The 14,560-nt window shown below is 64.2% G+C and carries 16 protein-coding genes, 1 tRNA gene and 1 pseudogene; 13 read left to right on the forward strand and 5 right to left on the reverse strand.

Annotated features, from left to right (window positions below):
- Positions 1-44 precede the first annotated feature (44 nt).
- From gvpJ to gvpM, 4 genes are read left to right on the forward strand one after another with little or no spacing between them, the layout of a single operon-like run.
- Positions 45-638, forward strand: coding sequence for a gas vesicle protein GvpJ (gene gvpJ / locus AC6I6L_RS14925; protein ID WP_497918556.1), 594 nt, complete (start codon positions 45-47; stop codon positions 636-638).
- Positions 635-979, forward strand: coding sequence for a gas vesicle protein K (locus tag AC6I6L_RS14930; protein ID WP_497918557.1), 345 nt, complete (start codon positions 635-637; stop codon positions 977-979). The genes gvpJ and AC6I6L_RS14930 overlap by 4 nt, the downstream gene beginning before the upstream one ends.
- Positions 976-1,947, forward strand: a complete 972-nt coding sequence (gene gvpL, locus AC6I6L_RS14935) for a gas vesicle protein GvpL (protein WP_497918558.1) — start codon at positions 976-978, stop codon at positions 1,945-1,947. The genes AC6I6L_RS14930 and gvpL overlap by 4 nt, the downstream gene beginning before the upstream one ends.
- Positions 1,944-2,258 carry a gas vesicle protein GvpM gene (gene gvpM, locus AC6I6L_RS14940; protein ID WP_497918559.1) on the forward strand — a complete coding sequence of 105 codons (315 nt, stop codon included), beginning with the start codon at positions 1,944-1,946 and terminating at the stop codon, positions 2,256-2,258. The genes gvpL and gvpM overlap by 4 nt, the downstream gene beginning before the upstream one ends.
- A 131-nt stretch (positions 2,259-2,389) precedes the next feature.
- On the opposite strand, the gene AC6I6L_RS14945 is transcribed toward gvpM, so the two are convergent.
- Positions 2,390-2,605 (reverse strand): hypothetical protein, encoded by a 216-nt coding sequence (locus tag AC6I6L_RS14945; protein ID WP_497918560.1) that lies wholly within the window; start codon positions 2,603-2,605, stop codon positions 2,390-2,392.
- Between the two features lie 823 nt (positions 2,606-3,428).
- Positions 3,429-4,496: a zinc-dependent alcohol dehydrogenase family protein gene (locus tag AC6I6L_RS14950; protein ID WP_497918561.1), complete on the reverse strand. Its 1,068-nt coding sequence runs from the start codon at positions 4,494-4,496 to the stop codon at positions 3,429-3,431.
- 192 nt (positions 4,497-4,688) lie between these two features.
- On the opposite strand from AC6I6L_RS14950, the gene AC6I6L_RS14955 reads away from it, so the two are divergent.
- The 3 genes from AC6I6L_RS14955 to AC6I6L_RS14965 all read left to right on the forward strand — a co-directional run bounded on the left by AC6I6L_RS14955 (position 4,689) and on the right by AC6I6L_RS14965 (position 7,543).
- Positions 4,689-6,488 (forward strand): aldehyde ferredoxin oxidoreductase family protein, encoded by a 1,800-nt coding sequence (locus tag AC6I6L_RS14955; RefSeq protein ID WP_497918562.1) that lies wholly within the window; start codon positions 4,689-4,691, stop codon positions 6,486-6,488.
- Positions 6,489-6,584: 96 nt separating this feature from the next.
- Positions 6,585-7,247, forward strand: coding sequence for a peptide-methionine (S)-S-oxide reductase MsrA (msrA, locus tag AC6I6L_RS14960; RefSeq protein ID WP_497918563.1), 663 nt, complete (start codon positions 6,585-6,587; stop codon positions 7,245-7,247).
- Between the two features lie 146 nt (positions 7,248-7,393).
- Positions 7,394-7,543 (forward strand): hypothetical protein, encoded by a 150-nt coding sequence (locus AC6I6L_RS14965; protein ID WP_497918564.1) that lies wholly within the window; start codon positions 7,394-7,396, stop codon positions 7,541-7,543.
- 63 nt (positions 7,544-7,606) lie between these two features.
- Here AC6I6L_RS14965 and AC6I6L_RS14970 read toward each other — a convergent pair whose 3' ends face one another.
- Complete coding sequence (locus tag AC6I6L_RS14970; RefSeq protein ID WP_497918565.1) at positions 7,607-7,765, reverse strand: hypothetical protein; 159 nt, start codon at positions 7,763-7,765, stop codon at positions 7,607-7,609.
- Positions 7,766-8,017: 252 nt separating this feature from the next.
- Here AC6I6L_RS14970 and tnpA point away from each other — a divergent pair, with 252 nt between their 5' ends.
- Positions 8,018-8,422 (forward strand): IS200/IS605 family transposase, encoded by a 405-nt coding sequence (gene tnpA / locus AC6I6L_RS14975; RefSeq protein ID WP_497918566.1) that lies wholly within the window; start codon positions 8,018-8,020, stop codon positions 8,420-8,422.
- A 1-nt stretch (position 8,423) separates the two neighbouring features.
- Positions 8,424-9,670: pseudogene (locus AC6I6L_RS14980) on the forward strand (RNA-guided endonuclease InsQ/TnpB family protein).
- A 163-nt stretch (positions 9,671-9,833) separates the two neighbouring features.
- Here AC6I6L_RS14980 and AC6I6L_RS14985 read toward each other — a convergent pair.
- Positions 9,834-9,908: transfer RNA gene (locus AC6I6L_RS14985), tRNA-Val, on the reverse strand.
- 187 nt (positions 9,909-10,095) lie between these two features.
- On the opposite strand from AC6I6L_RS14985, the gene trpD reads away from it, so the two are divergent.
- Genes trpD through trpG form a run of 4 tightly spaced genes read left to right on the forward strand, consistent with a single transcriptional unit; the run spans position 10,096 to position 14,109 of the window.
- Positions 10,096-11,124 (forward strand): anthranilate phosphoribosyltransferase, encoded by a 1,029-nt coding sequence (gene trpD / locus AC6I6L_RS14990; RefSeq protein WP_497918567.1) that lies wholly within the window; start codon positions 10,096-10,098, stop codon positions 11,122-11,124.
- Complete coding sequence (locus AC6I6L_RS14995; RefSeq protein ID WP_497918568.1) at positions 11,121-11,771, forward strand: phosphoribosylanthranilate isomerase; 651 nt, start codon at positions 11,121-11,123, stop codon at positions 11,769-11,771. Before trpD ends, AC6I6L_RS14995 begins: the two co-directional genes overlap by 4 nt.
- A 5-nt stretch (positions 11,772-11,776) precedes the next feature.
- Positions 11,777-13,459 carry an anthranilate synthase component I gene (trpE, locus tag AC6I6L_RS15000; protein WP_497918569.1) on the forward strand — a complete coding sequence of 561 codons (1,683 nt, stop codon included), beginning with the start codon at positions 11,777-11,779 and terminating at the stop codon, positions 13,457-13,459.
- Positions 13,456-14,109, forward strand: a complete 654-nt coding sequence (gene trpG, locus AC6I6L_RS15005) for an anthranilate synthase component II (RefSeq protein ID WP_497918570.1) — start codon at positions 13,456-13,458, stop codon at positions 14,107-14,109. Before trpE ends, trpG begins: the two co-directional genes overlap by 4 nt.
- A gap of 48 nt (positions 14,110-14,157) precedes the next feature.
- Here the strand turns inward: trpG and AC6I6L_RS15010 are convergent, their stop codons facing one another.
- A complete protein-coding gene (locus tag AC6I6L_RS15010; RefSeq protein ID WP_497918571.1) occupies positions 14,158-14,328 on the reverse strand; it encodes a DUF8029 family protein in 171 nt (56 codons plus the stop codon).
- Between the last annotated feature and the right edge of the window lie 232 nt (positions 14,329-14,560).

Genomic DNA, 14,560 nt, shown 5'->3' on the forward strand with positions numbered 1-14,560 from the left:
TACTGTTCGACAGCCGCGGGGACCGACCTCACGAGGTGAGCGCCGTGCCGCATGATTTCCAGCCCAGCCGACAGAAGACCGACCTCGCTGAGGTCGTCGAGATGCTCCTCGATAAGGGAATCGTCATCAACGCCGATATCGCCGTCTCGATCGGGGACACGCAACTGCTCGGCGTCCAGGTCCGGGCGGCGATCGCCTCTTTCGAGACCGCAGCCAAGTACGGTCTCGAGTTCCCCGAAGGGACCGACATGCGACGGCTCGCGGCCGCGATCGACGAACCAGAACTCGCGGAGATGGAGCGGCCGAACCCGGTGATCGACCCGACGCGTGGCGTCAACGTGACTGCCGACGAACGGTACGCAGACGAGACGCGCGAAGAGGTTTCGAACGGCGAGGGCGACGCTGATTCCGAGGGAGACAGCGACGAGAGCTACGAACAGCCCGATCGGGGCACCGAACACGTCAGCGCTCGACCGGATCCCGATCAGCCGACCGAGAGCCTCGACGTGCTCGACGATGATTCCGAGGGCGACGCGGCGTCCGGAGACGACGGGTCGACTGAGTCGGATGCCGACGGCGAAAGCCTAGATAGCGGAGACAGCGACGACGAAGCGGCTCCGGAGGGTGAGCGATCGTGAGTACGATCGACGTGGGCGACGGCGACGACGCTCGCCAGGGGTTGCTCACGCTCGTCGTCACCGTCGTCGAGATTTTGATCGAGGCTTTGGAGCGCGAGGCGGTTCGGCGCATGGATGGCGGGAACCTGACCGACGAGGAGATCGAACGCCTCGGCGGACAACTCGCGACGATCGAAGCCGAGATCGAACAGCTCAAAGCCGACGAGGGGATCGAAGACGGCGTCGACGATCTCCGCGGTGATCTGGACGGACTGGTGAACGACGCGATCGAAGGACTCCACGAGGAGTCGACGGCCACGCCCGCACCCGGCTACTCCGTGTTCGGAGGTGACGAGACGTGAGTTCGGACCATCCCAGCGAACCCACCGAGGGCGACGGTATCGACGCTGAAAAGACTGGACCCGATCGCGAGTCGGTCCCCGAAATCGACGAGGGGCGGTATCTCTACTGCGTCGTTCGGACCGTCGACGACGAGACGATCGAGACGACCGGCGTCGACGGCGAACCGGTCTCGATCGTCTCGGCGGGCGATCTCGGAGCGATCGTCCACTCGTGTGACGGAATTTACGATTCGGCGGATCTCACGGAGGTCAAGCGCTGGCTCGTTCGCCACCAGACCGTCGTCGACGAGGCCGGCGACGCCTTCGGGACGCCGATTCCGTTCCAATTCGATACGATCCTTCGCGGCGACGACGACGACGTCCGCGAGTGGCTTCGCGAGGAGTCCGACACCCTCGAGCCTGCGCTGGCAGCGCTCGCAGGCCACTGGGAGTATCGCGTCGAGGTCCTCGAAACCGATCCCGTCAGCGACGAGATGCTGATCGAGCGCGACGATCGGTTGGCCGACCTCGACGCACGGATCGACGACTCCGAGGATGGGACGGCGTTCCTGCTCGAAAAGCAGTTCGACCAGCGGCGCGACCAACTGCGCGCGAGCCGCCGCGAGTCCCTGACGGAGGATCTTCAGGATCGGCTCGACGAGCACGCCCGTGAGGTGCACGCCTTGGAGCGATCACCGACGGCGTCGATCTCGGCAGACACAGGCAGAGACGATGACGCGAGCGGTGTCGATGGCCAAACGCTGTGTCGACTCACGCTGCTTGCCCCCGAAGACGCCGAGGACGCGATCGGATCGGTGCTCGACGATATCGCGGTCAGTGACGGGATAACGGTCAGATTCACCGGGCCGTGGCCGCCGTACACGTACGCGCCGGAGCTGGGGGACGACGGGAACGACGGTGACGATGGGAACGACGGTGACGGGAGCGGTTCTGGAAAGGAACCGACGCGAACGGATGCCCACTCATGAAGCCACGAAAAGACGACGAAACGCTCGTCGACGTTCTCGACGTCCTCCTGAGAGACGGTGCCATCGTCCGTGCGGACGTTGTCGTTTCGGTCGCGGAGATCCCCCTCGTCGGCATCAAACTCTCCGCAGCGATCGCCGGCATGGAGACGATGAACGAGTACGGTCTCTTCGAGGCGTGGGATGTCGAGCGCCGGCGGTCAGCGATCACCCGTCGACAACACCAGCGCAGTCGGCAAACCGAGAACCGAGATCGACGGTCGAGAGAGGCGGAGGCGATCGACTGGTCGTTTTCGTCTGAGGAGAAGCAGTAGCAACCTGTGATTTGGACAGGGAAGACTCGAGTCAGACCTAGCGATTCGGCCTTCTCGTCACGTTTTTAGCGCCCTTCGATTTCTGAATCGACCGTGCCCCCGCGGTGCTCGCCAGATCGCGGGGATACCTGTCAGGCGTGTTTCGGCCGTTCGGTCGTGAGTTCGACGTCGCCGGTAACGGTGGCCTCGTCTCGGTCGTCGTCGTAGACGTACTGGCCGGTTCCATCGCAGAGGGTACACTGGTACGTTTCGGAGATTTCGTTGATCATCTCCCCGTCCTCGAAGTAGACACGGCTCTGGGTGATCTGCAGAAACTGGGGGGTTTCGCAGTTGGTGCAGGTGATCATATCCACTCTCTCCGGACGGTCGGTTGTAGTTATCCGGCTTGTAACGGCCGGTTCTGGGCCGCTATGACCGTCTTACTCCGCGAATCGCCGGATTTCGGCCTACCGGTCGCCTAGCCATGTAGTCACACGGCACCGTATCAACCCGATCGATCGTCTCACCGGAGTAATCACGGCCTAATCGACGGTACGTGTCGAGACGGCACGTCGTTTCGTCAGCGACAGAGGTGTCAGAGAACCAAGGCACGAACGGCGACCGAACGGGGGTAGTCGTCGGTTGCCGGATTCGCGACCGAAGACGGAACCGAGTCTCGTCAGCGTCGGGAGACCGTCGCTTTACCGGAGTTTCCGGATAGTCGTGCGGTCTGTGGCCTGCGGTTCCGGAGACGACAGTTTACGTTCCAAGAGATCGACAGGCGGTCGCTACTCCCGTGATAGCCCGTGCCTGGCGACGGATTGGGGGAGCTACCGGGGTACAAGGTGGCGGATAACAAATGCGGGATTACCCGTCTCAGCACGTGCGGGGATGACTGCCCCGCCGGGTAATACACGCTCGGCTCATACGGACTGCTGTCTGTCCGTTCCGTCCCACCCGCGAACTCCGCGGTCGGAGCGGAACATCGGTACGGCAGACCGCACAGACACCGACGCGCTGACCAGTCGATTGCGTGCGTTCGTGCCCGAATCGCTCGGATGTGGACTCGCCCCCGCTTCGAGTTAGCTCATGTCTCTCATGCCAGGGCGGGTTCCCGCCCCCGCCCGGCTTGCCCCACTCCAGTTCGAAACGCGTCGTTTTCGAAGCTGTTCGGTGTCGAGATGACCCCACTTACCCCGCAAAGTCCGTGACGACGGGTATCCCGATCGTCTCGTAATCGTCCATCGAGACCAGCGTCTCCGGTAGTTCGTCGAGCGACAGCGTCTCACCGATAATCTTCCCGGGGTTGAGGGTTCCTTGAGCGATCAGATCGAACAGTTCCTCGTAGCGGACCAGCGGCATCCCGAACGAGCCGTGGAAATCGAGTTCCAGCATCGTCATCTTGTCGACAGGCAGGTCGATCTGGCCCTGTTCCTCCCCTGTCGTCAGTCCGACCTGCACGTGCGTTCCCCGCGTTCCGAGGCTGTCGATCGAGTTCCGACACGTCTCCGCGATACCGAGCGCGTCGATCGAGACGTCAGCGCCGCCGCCGGCGCGAGCCTTGACTTCGCTCGCCGGGTTCTCGACGTCGGTGACGTTCACCGTCTCGACCGCACCCAGTTCACGAGCGCGATCGAGTTTGTCCTCGCGCACGTCGACCGCGATCGGATGCGCGCCGAGGGCGTCGGCGATGTGGATCGCGGAGAGACCGACGCCGCCACAGCCGTGGACGGCGACCGAATCTCCGGGCCGAAGCTCGGCTCTGTCGGCCAGCGCGTGGTAGGCCGTCATGAACCGACAGCCGAGGCCGGCCATCTCCGCGAACGCCACGTCGTCGGGGAGTGTGACGCAGTTGTAGTCGGCCTCGCGAACGGGGAACGCTTCCGCGAACGCGCCCGGTGCGATCCCGGTAAAGCCCAGCGGGAGAACCGTCTCACAGTTGTTCGAACGCCCTTCCCGGCAGTGTGTACAGGTGCCGTCCCCGAGGTGGAAGGGGACCGTGACGCGATCGCCTTCCGAGAGGGTCTCGATGTCGTCACCGACCGCAGCGACGACGCCCGCGGGTTCGTGGCCGAGGATCTGTCCGCTCGGGGCCTGCACCCCGACCCATCCCCAGTCGCCCTGCCAGGCGTGCCAGTCACTCCGACAGACGCCGCAGGCTTCCGTCTCGACGACGACCTGATCGGGCTGTGGCTGCGGGTACTCGACATCCTTTATCTCCAGTAACTCCCCGTGTGTCTCGAGTACGGCGGCTCGCATGGGTTCGTAGTTCACGAAGCGAGTACAAAAGTGTGCGAGGTGGCACCGCATTGCAATCGTTTTCCGACGGCCCTGATCGCGGGTGCAGGGGCTGCGGTCGCCGCCGAATCGTCCCGCTGGTCCGGACCCTCGCCCGGGCTGTCACATATCTGGAAAACTGTTAACACCATCCGGACGCCTATTACCCAGTAGATGGCGCAGGACGAGCCGCCACGTCTTTTGCGGGTCGATTGTTCGACCCGAACCGTTACCAGCGAACGGATTCCGGAGGCGTGGCTCGAGGCGTACGTCGGCGGCAAAGGGCTCGGTGCCAGATACCTCTACGACGAACTCGAGGCGGGAACGGATCCGCTCGGTCCCGAAAACGTCTTGCTGTTCATGCTCGGCCCCGTGTCGGGACTGACGCCCGGCGAAGCCCGCTACGCCGCGATCACGAAATCGCCGCTGACCGGCGCGTTTCTCGATTCCTACGGCGGCGGAACCTTTCCCGAGCGTCTGGCCGGCTCACTCGGTTCCCATCTGGGTATTCTCGTGACGGGACAGTCGAACGAGCCGCTGGTGCTTCACGTCGCGGACGGCACGGCGCGACTCGAAGCGGCCGCCGACCTGTGGGGGGCCGACGCCGAGGAGACCTGCGAGGCATTCTCCGACGCCGCCGTCGCCTGTATCGGACCCGCCGGCGAACACGGCGTCCAGTACGCGACGATCGCCTCCGACGGCGGCGACCACCACGCCGGACGCGGCGGAGCCGGCACGGTGATGGGGACGAAGCGGCTCAAGGCGGTCGTCGCCCACGATCCGCCCGTACAGAAGCACGCCGACCTTCGCCGCAAGTACGAGCGGGCGTTCGTCGACAGCGATATCGGCCGCTGGCAGCGATCGAGCGAAACCCTCGAGACGATCGACTTCGCCAACGAGGTCGGCGTCCTGCCGACGCGAGGCTGGCAGGAGGGTCGGTTCGACGGTGCCAGCGAACTCGGTATCGAGTCCGTCCGCGACCGAACGCACGAGCGCGAACACGACGGCGAGACCGTCCCCGGCGGCTTCCGCGTCGAGAGCGAGGACGGCGAGACCGTCCCCAGAGGTGCGACGCCGATCGTTCTCGGGGCCGGCCTCGGCATCGACGACTTCGACGCGGTCGCCGCCCTCGGCGCGGTCTGCGATCGACTCGCGCTCGACGTCATCAGCGCCGGCAACGCCGTCGCCTGGGCGGTGCGTGCGAGCGACGCGGGACTGCTCGATCGCGACCTCTCGTTTGGCGATTACGAGGGCGCACGAGAACTCATTCGAGAGATTGCCCGCCGCGAGACGCCCCTCGGGTCGGCGCTGGCGGACGGGATCGACGCCGCAGCCGAGGAGTACGGCGGCGAGGACCTGATCCCGACCGTCAAGGGGATGGATCTCGCCTCGTACGATCCTCGCGGTGCCGAAACGATGGCGCTGGCCTACGCGACGAGCGATCGCGGTGCCTGCCACCGCCGCGCTCGCCCCGTCGAAACCGAGGCGCTGGGTCGATCGTGGCCGACCGATCGGGCCAGAGTCGCCGCCGTCGTCGACGAACAGAACCGTCGAGCCGTACTCTGGAGTCTAATCGCGGACGATTTCCTGAGTGACGCACTCGAGGATCTGGGCGTCGAGTGGCTCGCAGCGGTCGGCCGGGAGTACGATCGGGAGGCGCTCGCCACCGCCGGCGAGCGAATCTGGACCCTGATCCGGCTGTTCAACGTTCGAGAAGGCTTCTCTCGGTCCGACGATTCCCTCCCTGCTACCCTGTGCGAACCACGGTCCGACGACCGTTCCAACGGGAACGCGATCGATCCGGCGGAGTTCGATTCGCTGCTCGACCTGTACTACCGCTACCGCGGCTGGGACGAGAGCGGACGACCGAGCCGGGATACCCTGGACAGACTGGGGCTGGGGTCCGTAGTCGATGCGGCGACGCCCGTCCCGTCCGAGTCCGGTTCGACCGAGATGAGGGACGACGACGGCTGATCCCGGCACGAAGTTCAAGCACGGCTGATCGATCGGACAGCCCGTTTCGATCGGAGCAAGCGCAGGAGACATACCGGTCTCGTCCCTCTGACCTGTATGGACGAGTCACACCGGGTCGCGACGATCGTGACCCACGCCGGCGACGCTCCCGACTCGCCGCCGGAGACGGAAACCGCGACGTTCGGCATGGGCTGTTTCTGGGGACCGGACGCCCGCTTCGGGGCGATCGAGGGCGTCATCCGGACGCGTGCGGGCTACGCGGGCGGCACGACGCCGGAGCCGACCTACCACTCGCTTGGCGACCACACCGAGGTCGTCCAGGTCGAGTACGATCCCGACGACCTGTCGTACGACGACCTCCTCGACGTATTCTGGGAGGGCCACGACTGGCGATCGAGCGCTCACAACCGTCAGTACCGCAGCGTCGTCCTCGCTCACGACGACCGACAGTACGAGACTGCACGAGAGCGTCGGGCCACACTCGAGGAACGAACGGGCCAATCGGTCGCGACCGCGATCGAACCCCTCGACGAGTGCACCCCCGCTGAAGCGTATCACCAGAAATACGAACTCAGATCGACGCCGATCGCGGGCGACGAACTCGCGGCCCGCTACGGCGACGCGTTCGTCGACTCGACGGGGATCGCGCGGCTCAACGGGTTCGTCGCCGGCCACGGCGACCCCAACCAGCGCCGAGAGTGGCTGGCCCGGCTCGATCTGTCGCGGGCCGTCGAATCGGAACTTCAGCGGCGGTTCTGAGACGCTTCCTGACACGCTGCAGCCGCTTTCTGAACGCGCGACCGTTCGAGTATCGCATTGCCGGCGTGCTCGATCGCGATCGTCGCAGGTTACGACTGGGAATGTAATTATGCCGTTTCGTGACGTACCGTCGGATAGACCGCGCGATGACCGATCTCTGCGCAAACTGCGGCGAGGCCGTTCCGACCAGCCGATACCACATCTACCTGTCGACCGACGAGGTCGTCGAGGTCTCACTCTGTGAGGGCTGTCGGTACAAATTCGTCACCTCCGACTGGGTGCGAGCGATCGTCTAATGACGGCATCGATTCCGCCTGAACGGCCTCCGGAGCCGACGAATCGATCGAGAGTCGATCCAGTCAGTTACCCGCCGGTGGGGGTGCGTGTCGAAGGTCGGACACGCTCACCCAGTGGTCGACGAACTCGGCCTCGTGATCCATCGCACACCGGTGAGCGTCTGCGTTGTCGCCGTACTCGCGATCGAGGTCGCAGCGATCGCATCGAACTTTGTATGTCATGTGTTATCGTACGCCTCGACTCGTCGTAAGCGTTTCTCGGGTAGGGTGGTTGCTCGCGTATTTGCTTGCAGCAAAATTAGCTGAAAGTAGGCGCTAAGCCCCCTTCCTCAGCGAGTGACGACCGAGGGGAAGACGCGAGCAGGGAGGGGATACAGCGCCGCACAGTTCTCATACACGTTTCGGTAGCAGGCCCACAGGCCCACGTAGTCGTAACGTTTTTGCAGTAGGCTAATACAGTAATGATCGAACCCAATGGAATACGATCTCGACTCGGGAGCGCACTCGACGTTTTCCCTGCACTACCACCTGATACTCACCACGAAGTATCGGCGCGGAGTGCTAACCGAGGAGCGAACCCAATTCATTCGCGGGGTCATCAGCGGGTTCACGGACAACTACGGTGTCGAACTGACGAACCTCGACGGCGAGGACGACCACGTACACATCCTGTTTCGAGCGAAACCAACCACGGACCTCGTGAAGTTCGTCAACACGGTCAAGGGCGCTACCGCCCGCCGTATCCGCAACGAGTACGAGGATGAACTCAAGACCGAACTGTGGGGCGACTCGTTCTGGAACGACTCGTACTGCCTTATCTCGACGGGGCAGGTGTCGCTGGATGTGCTGAAACAGTACGTCGAGAACCAACGCGAGTAGGATGTACTACGCCTACAAATACCGTCTCAAGCCGTCCGACGCCCATCGTGAGGAGTTGGACCGCCACCGGAATATTTGTAGGCAACTGTACAACCACACTCTCTACCGCCTCAACGAGTACCAAGACGAACAGGGCGAACTGCCGTCCATGACCACCCTACGGTCGGAACTCCCCGACCTCAAGAAGTGGTGGGACGAACTCTCAGACGTGTACTCGAAGGTTCTCCAAAGTGTCGTGGAACGGCTATTCGACAACCTGAAAGGCCTCTCCGCGCTCAAAGAGAACGGCTACGGCGTCGGTCAACTCAAGTGGAAGCCGCCACGGGAGTTTCGCAGTTTCACCTACAGTCAGTCTGGCTTCAAGCTCGACAAGAAGGGCGGTCAGACCGTGCTGTCGCTCTCAAAGCTCGCGGACATACCGATACGGCTCCATCGTGCCATCCCCGACGACGCCACGCTCAAACAGGTCACGGTCAAGAAGGAACCGACGGGCGAGTGGTTCGCCACGTTCGGTGTCGAAATGGACCGTGAACCTCCCGAGCCACCTGAGAACCCCGAGAAGTGCGTCGGTATCGACGTGGGGATTCTCAAGTACGCCCACGACACCGACGGGACAGCGGTCGGGTCGCTCGACCTCACCGACGAGCGTGAACGCTTGGAACGCGAGCAACGAAAACTCTCGCGCAAACAGCACGGGTCGAACAACTGGGAGAAGCAACGGTGTCGGGTCGCGGAGTGTCACGCCGACCTCCGCCGGAAGCGCCGCGACTTCTTGCACAAGCTCTCGGCGTACTACGCTCGGGAGTACGACCTCGTGGCGGTCGAAGACCTGAACGTGAAGGGAATGATGGAATCGCCGTCGAACAGCCGCAACACCGCCTCTGCCGCGTGGCGCACGTTCCTCTCGTTGCTCGAATACAAATGCGAGCGAGAGGGGACGCACTTCGTTGCGGTCGACCCGAGAGGGACGACCAAGGAGTGCGCGTCCTGCGGTGTCTCAACGGAGAAACCGTTGTGGGTCCGTGAACACTCCTGTCCTGCCTGCGGGTTCGAAGCGGACAGGGACGCGAATGCGGCGTGGAATATTCTTTCTCGCGGCCTCGAAGATGTAGGAGTGGGATACTCCGAATCAGCGCCTGTGAAGACTGCGCTCCCTGTGGATACGCCCGTATCTGCAAAGCGCGTCGTTGAAGCAGGAAGCCCTACCCTACCCTCAACGAGCGAACGGCGTCAGCCGTGAGCGAGTAGGGTAGGGTAGTTCACTGGGTTGGGGCAGATTCGAACCACGCCGAGACGTTCCGGGTCGCTCACTTCGTTCGCGTCCCGGGCTGCGACTCGTCTGGTTCAAACTACCGACCATTTTGACGACACGGACTCGCCGCTTCGCTCCTCGTTATTGTATCGTCAAAAATGGGTTGGGGCAGATTTGAACTGCCGGCCTCCTCCATGTCAAGGAGGTGTCATAACCAGACTAGACCACCAACCCACCTGGCGTTGCGTGCATTTCGTGGCTCAGTGGGCCACTTTGTCTGCACTCATTTCTTCCCCGCCACCGTAATTGAAGGTTTCGAATCAACGGACGTACGGGAAGGGTACCCACGATCGCTCCGACAGGGTTAAGTCGATGTACTGATTTGGACATTGTAAGACAACTACGTACATTGGTATTCAGTATGAAGGAGTACGTCAAACGGGTTACGGACGGGGAGAATCTCACACAGACAGAGGCGCGTACGGCCTCGACGGCCGTGTTCGAGGACGCGACGGAGGCACAGATCGGCGCGCTGCTCGCCGCGCTCCGCGCGAAAGGCGAGACGGAAGCGGAAATCGCCGGCTTTGCCGAGGGAATGCGCGAGGCTGCCAGAACGATCGCGCCCGATCGGGAGCCACTGGTCGACACCTGCGGCACGGGTGGCGACGACTACGACACTATCAACGTCTCGACGACGAGCGCGATGGTCGCCGCCGGTGCCGGCGTGCCGATCGCCAAACACGGGAATTACTCCGTCTCCTCGTCGTCGGGTAGCTCCGACGTGCTCGAGGAACTCGGCGTCACGCTCGACGCCGAGCCAGAAGCCGTCGAGGCGTCGATCGAAGAACGCGGTATCGGCTACATGCACGCGCCCGCGTTCCACCCCGCGATGAAGGCCGTCATCGGCCCGCGCCGGGAACTCGCGATGCGGACGATTTTCAACGTCCTCGGCCCGCTGACGAATCCAGCGGGGGCGAACGCGCAGGTCGTCGGCGTCTACGATCCAGCTCTCGTTCCGACGCTCGCGAACGCACTCGCACGGATGGACACCGAGCGCGCGCTCGTCGTCCACGGAGCTGGCACGGACGAGATCGCGATCCACGGTGAGACTGCCGTTGCAGAAGTCGACGGCGACGCTGTCGAAGAGTACACGATCGAACCCGCGGACCTCGGACTCGAAGCACACGACATCGCGGACATCGCCGGCGGCACGCCGGCGGAGAACGCGGCGGATCTGCAAGGCATCGTCGAGGGCGAGATCACCGGCGCGAAACAGGCTGTGATCCTCGCAAACGCCGGCGCTGCGGTCTACGTTGCAGGGATGGCCGACTCGCTGGAGGCGGGTGCCGACGCTGCGCGAGACGCGATCGAATCCGGCGATGCGGCCGCGACACTCGACCGACTCCGGACGGCTGGCGAAGTCGACGCGGCGGACGTGGACGGACGATGAGCCGCGTCAAGATCTGCGGGCTGACGAGCGAGGAGGATCTCAGAACAGCGATCGAGGCCGGCGCTGACGCCGTCGGCATCATCTGTTCGGTCCCGGTCGAGACGCCACGCGAGGTGTCCCGATCGCGCGCCGCAGAACTCGCGGCGGCCGTTCCCCCGTTCGTCACGAGCGTGCTGGTGACGATGCCCGACTCGCCCGGAGACGCGATCGACCTCGTCGAAGAAGTCGAACCCGACGCGGTGCAGATCCACGGCGGACTCGGTCCCGAGACGCTCGCGTCCCTGCGTGCCGACGTGGACGCCGATCTCCTGTTCGCGATCGACGCCGCCGACGCGGACACTGCCACGCGGTACGACGAGGCTGTCGACGCGCTCCTCGTCGACACGACGAGCGAAGACGGCGGTGGCGGCACCGGCGAGACCCACGACTGGGAGGCGACGCGGCGGGCGACCGCCGACCTCGACTCGCCGCTGATCCTCGCCGGCGGGCTCACCCCCGAGAACGTCGCAGAAGCCGTCCGAACCGTCGACCCGTTCGCGGTCGACGTCGCAAGCGGCGTCGAGGCCGAAGGCGGCGTCAAAGACCCCGACGCCGTCCAGTCGTTCGTCGAACAGGCAACCACTGCCCGGTACCCGATACACCCGTGACTACGATGACCGACGCCACCACCCCCACGCTGGATATCGATCGAGAGACGTTCTGTGAGCACGCGGGCAGCGGCGACGACCGGCCGGCGGTCGTTCGCGCCGTCGCGACGCTCGACGTCGACACCTCGCCGCTTGCGGCCTACACCGCCCTCACCGGGCGCTCGGGCGAAAATGATCGCGACCACCAGCGATCGCCGTACACGTTTTTACTGGAGAGCGCCCAGAAGACGGCGTCGAGCGATCCCGACGGCGCGTTCCGGCCCAGTTCCGCCGACGCCGAGCGCCACGCCAGGTTCTCCTACGTCGGCTACGATCCCGAGGCCGTCGTGACGGTCGGTCCCGATGGAACGAGCGTCGAGGCGCTCTCGCCGGACGCGCCGATCGATCTGATCGAGACCGACGCCGGCGGCGATACGGTCGACGCGCTCCGCGGTGCGCTCCCGGACGTACGACTCGCCAACTTGCCAGAGCACGATCGTCAGCATCTCGAAGGCGGACTCGTCGGCTTTCTCGCCTACGACGCGGTCTACGACCTCTGGCTCGAGGAGGTCGGACTCGAGCGGCCCGACTCGCGGTTTCCCGACGCGCAGTTCGTCCTGACGACGAAAACGATCGCCTTCGACGAACTCGAGGGGACGGTCTCGCTCATCTTCACGCCGGTGATCGAACCGGACGACGATCCGGGTGGAGTGTACGACGAAATTCAGTCGGAGTCCGCCGCGATCGCGGACACGCTCCGCGGAGCCGAGTTACCCGACACCGGCGGGTTCGTCCGAGAGTCCGAGACTGCCGGACCGAAAGCGGCGTACGAGGAGAGCGTCCGGCGGGCGAAAGAGCACGTCCTCGACGGCGACATCTACCAGGGCGTCATCTCCCGTACGCGAGAACTCTACGGCGAGATCGACCCGATCGGATTCTACGAGGCGATGCGCGACGTAAATCCCTCGCCGTACATGTACCTCCTCGACCACGACGATCTCACCGTCGTCGGCGCGAGCCCCGAAACGCTCGTCTCCGTGCGCGGCCGCGAGGTCATGTCGAACCCGATCGCCGGCACCTGCGATCGCGGAACCAGCCCCGTCGAGGATCGACGGCTCGCGGGCGAGATGCTGGCCGACGAGAAAGAACGCGCCGAGCACACAATGTTGGTCGATCTGGCCCGAAACGACGTGCGCCGGGTGTCCGAACCCGGCTCGGTCAGGGTCGACGAGTTCATGAACGTCCTCAAGTACAGCCACGTCCAGCACATCGAATCGACGGTGACGGGCGAACTCGCCGCGGCTTCGGACGCGTTCGACGCGACCCGCGCGTCCTTTCCCGCCGGCACGCTCTCGGGCGCGCCGAAGATCCGGGCCATGGAGATCATCGACGACCTCGAAGCCACGCCACGCGGTCTCTACGGCGGCGGCGTCGGCTACTACTCGTGGTGTGGCGACGCCGATTTCGCGATCGTGATTCGGACGGCGACCGTGGAAACCGGTGGTGAGCAGGACCGAATCACGGTTCAGGCCGGGGCCGGACTGGTCGCCGACAGCGATCCCGAAGCCGAGTACGAGGAGACCGAGAAGAAAATGGGCGGCGTCCTCGCCGCCCTGGAGGCGATCGAGCGCGAGGGAGAACTCGGTCGCGGCTCGGAGGGCGAACCGGCCGACGACGCCGTCGAGTCGAGTCCGGAGGTGAGTCGATGAGCGCGATCGATACCGAGAACGCGGACGATTCAGCGGCGAACGCCGACGCAAACCCGGTTCGTGTGCTGTTCATCGACAACTACGACTCGTTTACGTACAACCTCGTCGAATACGTCAGCCAGCACGCCGGCACCGAGACCGCAGTCTTGAAAAATACAGCCTCGATCGAGGAGATCCGAGCGATCGACCCCGACGCGATCGTCATCAGCCCCGGTCCCGGCCACCCGAAACACGATCGGGACGTCGGCGTCACGATGGCCGTGCTTCGCGAGGTCAGCCCGGAGGTGCCCACGCTCGGCGTCTGTCTCGGTCTCGAAGCGGCCGTCTACGAGTACGGCGGGTCTGTCGGCCGAGCGCCCGACCCGATCCACGGCAAGGCTTCGCCGGTCGACCACGACGGCGAGGGCGTCTTCGACGGCCTCGAACAGGGCTTTCGCGCGGGTCGGTACCACTCGCTGGTCGCGACGGAAGTGCCGGATTGCTTCGAGGTGACGGCGACCGCAGAACACGGCGACGAGACGCTCGTCATGGGCGTTCGCCACCGCGAGCATCCGATCGAGTGCGTCCAGTTCCACCCCGAGAGCGTGCTCACGGCGGTAGGCCACGACGTGATCGAGAACTTCCTCGGATCGCTCGCAACGCACGCGTAACGTCCACTCCTCTCTACGTCCGTTTTTTTCGAGTCGACAAATAGAACGCTATCCGATGTAGCCGACGGTATACAGCCCTGCGAGAACGACGCCGGCGACGAGCGCGACGCGAATTGCCAGTTTGATCGCGATTCGGATCGCAACGATGACGACGGCGATGGCAGCGATCGCTGCCAGGATCAGGAGGATTGCAGACCCGGACGTGAGTGGTTCGAGCATACCACTATCCCCGCACTGGAGGGACGTAATCTTTCTGGGTTCGTGAAAGACGCACAGGAACAACTATCGCGCAGATTGAATGGTCGTGGAGGAAGAAAAGACGTTACGAGCCGTCGACTGGTTCCGAACCGTCGACCGGTTCGCTGAAGACCACGGTAGCGTCGATCCTCGCCCGAATGAAAGAGAAAACCACGGGACAGCACGTCGAGTATTCCCGATCGAGAACACTTTC

Source organism: Halosolutus sp. DAT137, from assembly GCF_059736405.1.

Bases quoted from the DNA above. Each gene is read 5' to 3' on its own strand.
- gvpM (WP_497918559.1), top strand. From the start codon at position 1,944: ATGAAGCCACGAAAAGACGACGAAACGCTCGTCGACGTTCTCGACGTC.
- AC6I6L_RS14945 (WP_497918560.1), bottom strand. From the start codon at position 2,605: ATGATCACCTGCACCAACTGCGAAACCCCCCAGTTTCTGCAGATCACC.
- AC6I6L_RS14950 (WP_497918561.1), bottom strand. From the start codon at position 4,496: ATGCGAGCCGCCGTACTCGAGACACACGGGGAGTTACTGGAGATAAAG.
- AC6I6L_RS14955 (WP_497918562.1), top strand. From the start codon at position 4,689: ATGGCGCAGGACGAGCCGCCACGTCTTTTGCGGGTCGATTGTTCGACC.
- msrA (WP_497918563.1), top strand. From the start codon at position 6,585: ATGGACGAGTCACACCGGGTCGCGACGATCGTGACCCACGCCGGCGAC.
- AC6I6L_RS14965 (WP_497918564.1), top strand. From the start codon at position 7,394: ATGACCGATCTCTGCGCAAACTGCGGCGAGGCCGTTCCGACCAGCCGA.
- AC6I6L_RS14970 (WP_497918565.1), bottom strand. From the start codon at position 7,765: ATGACATACAAAGTTCGATGCGATCGCTGCGACCTCGATCGCGAGTAC.
- tnpA (WP_497918566.1), top strand. From the start codon at position 8,018: ATGGAATACGATCTCGACTCGGGAGCGCACTCGACGTTTTCCCTGCAC.
- trpD (WP_497918567.1), top strand. From the start codon at position 10,096: ATGAAGGAGTACGTCAAACGGGTTACGGACGGGGAGAATCTCACACAG.
- AC6I6L_RS14995 (WP_497918568.1), top strand. From the start codon at position 11,121: ATGAGCCGCGTCAAGATCTGCGGGCTGACGAGCGAGGAGGATCTCAGA.
- trpE (WP_497918569.1), top strand. From the start codon at position 11,777: ATGACCGACGCCACCACCCCCACGCTGGATATCGATCGAGAGACGTTC.
- trpG (WP_497918570.1), top strand. From the start codon at position 13,456: ATGAGCGCGATCGATACCGAGAACGCGGACGATTCAGCGGCGAACGCC.
- AC6I6L_RS15010 (WP_497918571.1), bottom strand. From the start codon at position 14,328: ATGCTCGAACCACTCACGTCCGGGTCTGCAATCCTCCTGATCCTGGCA.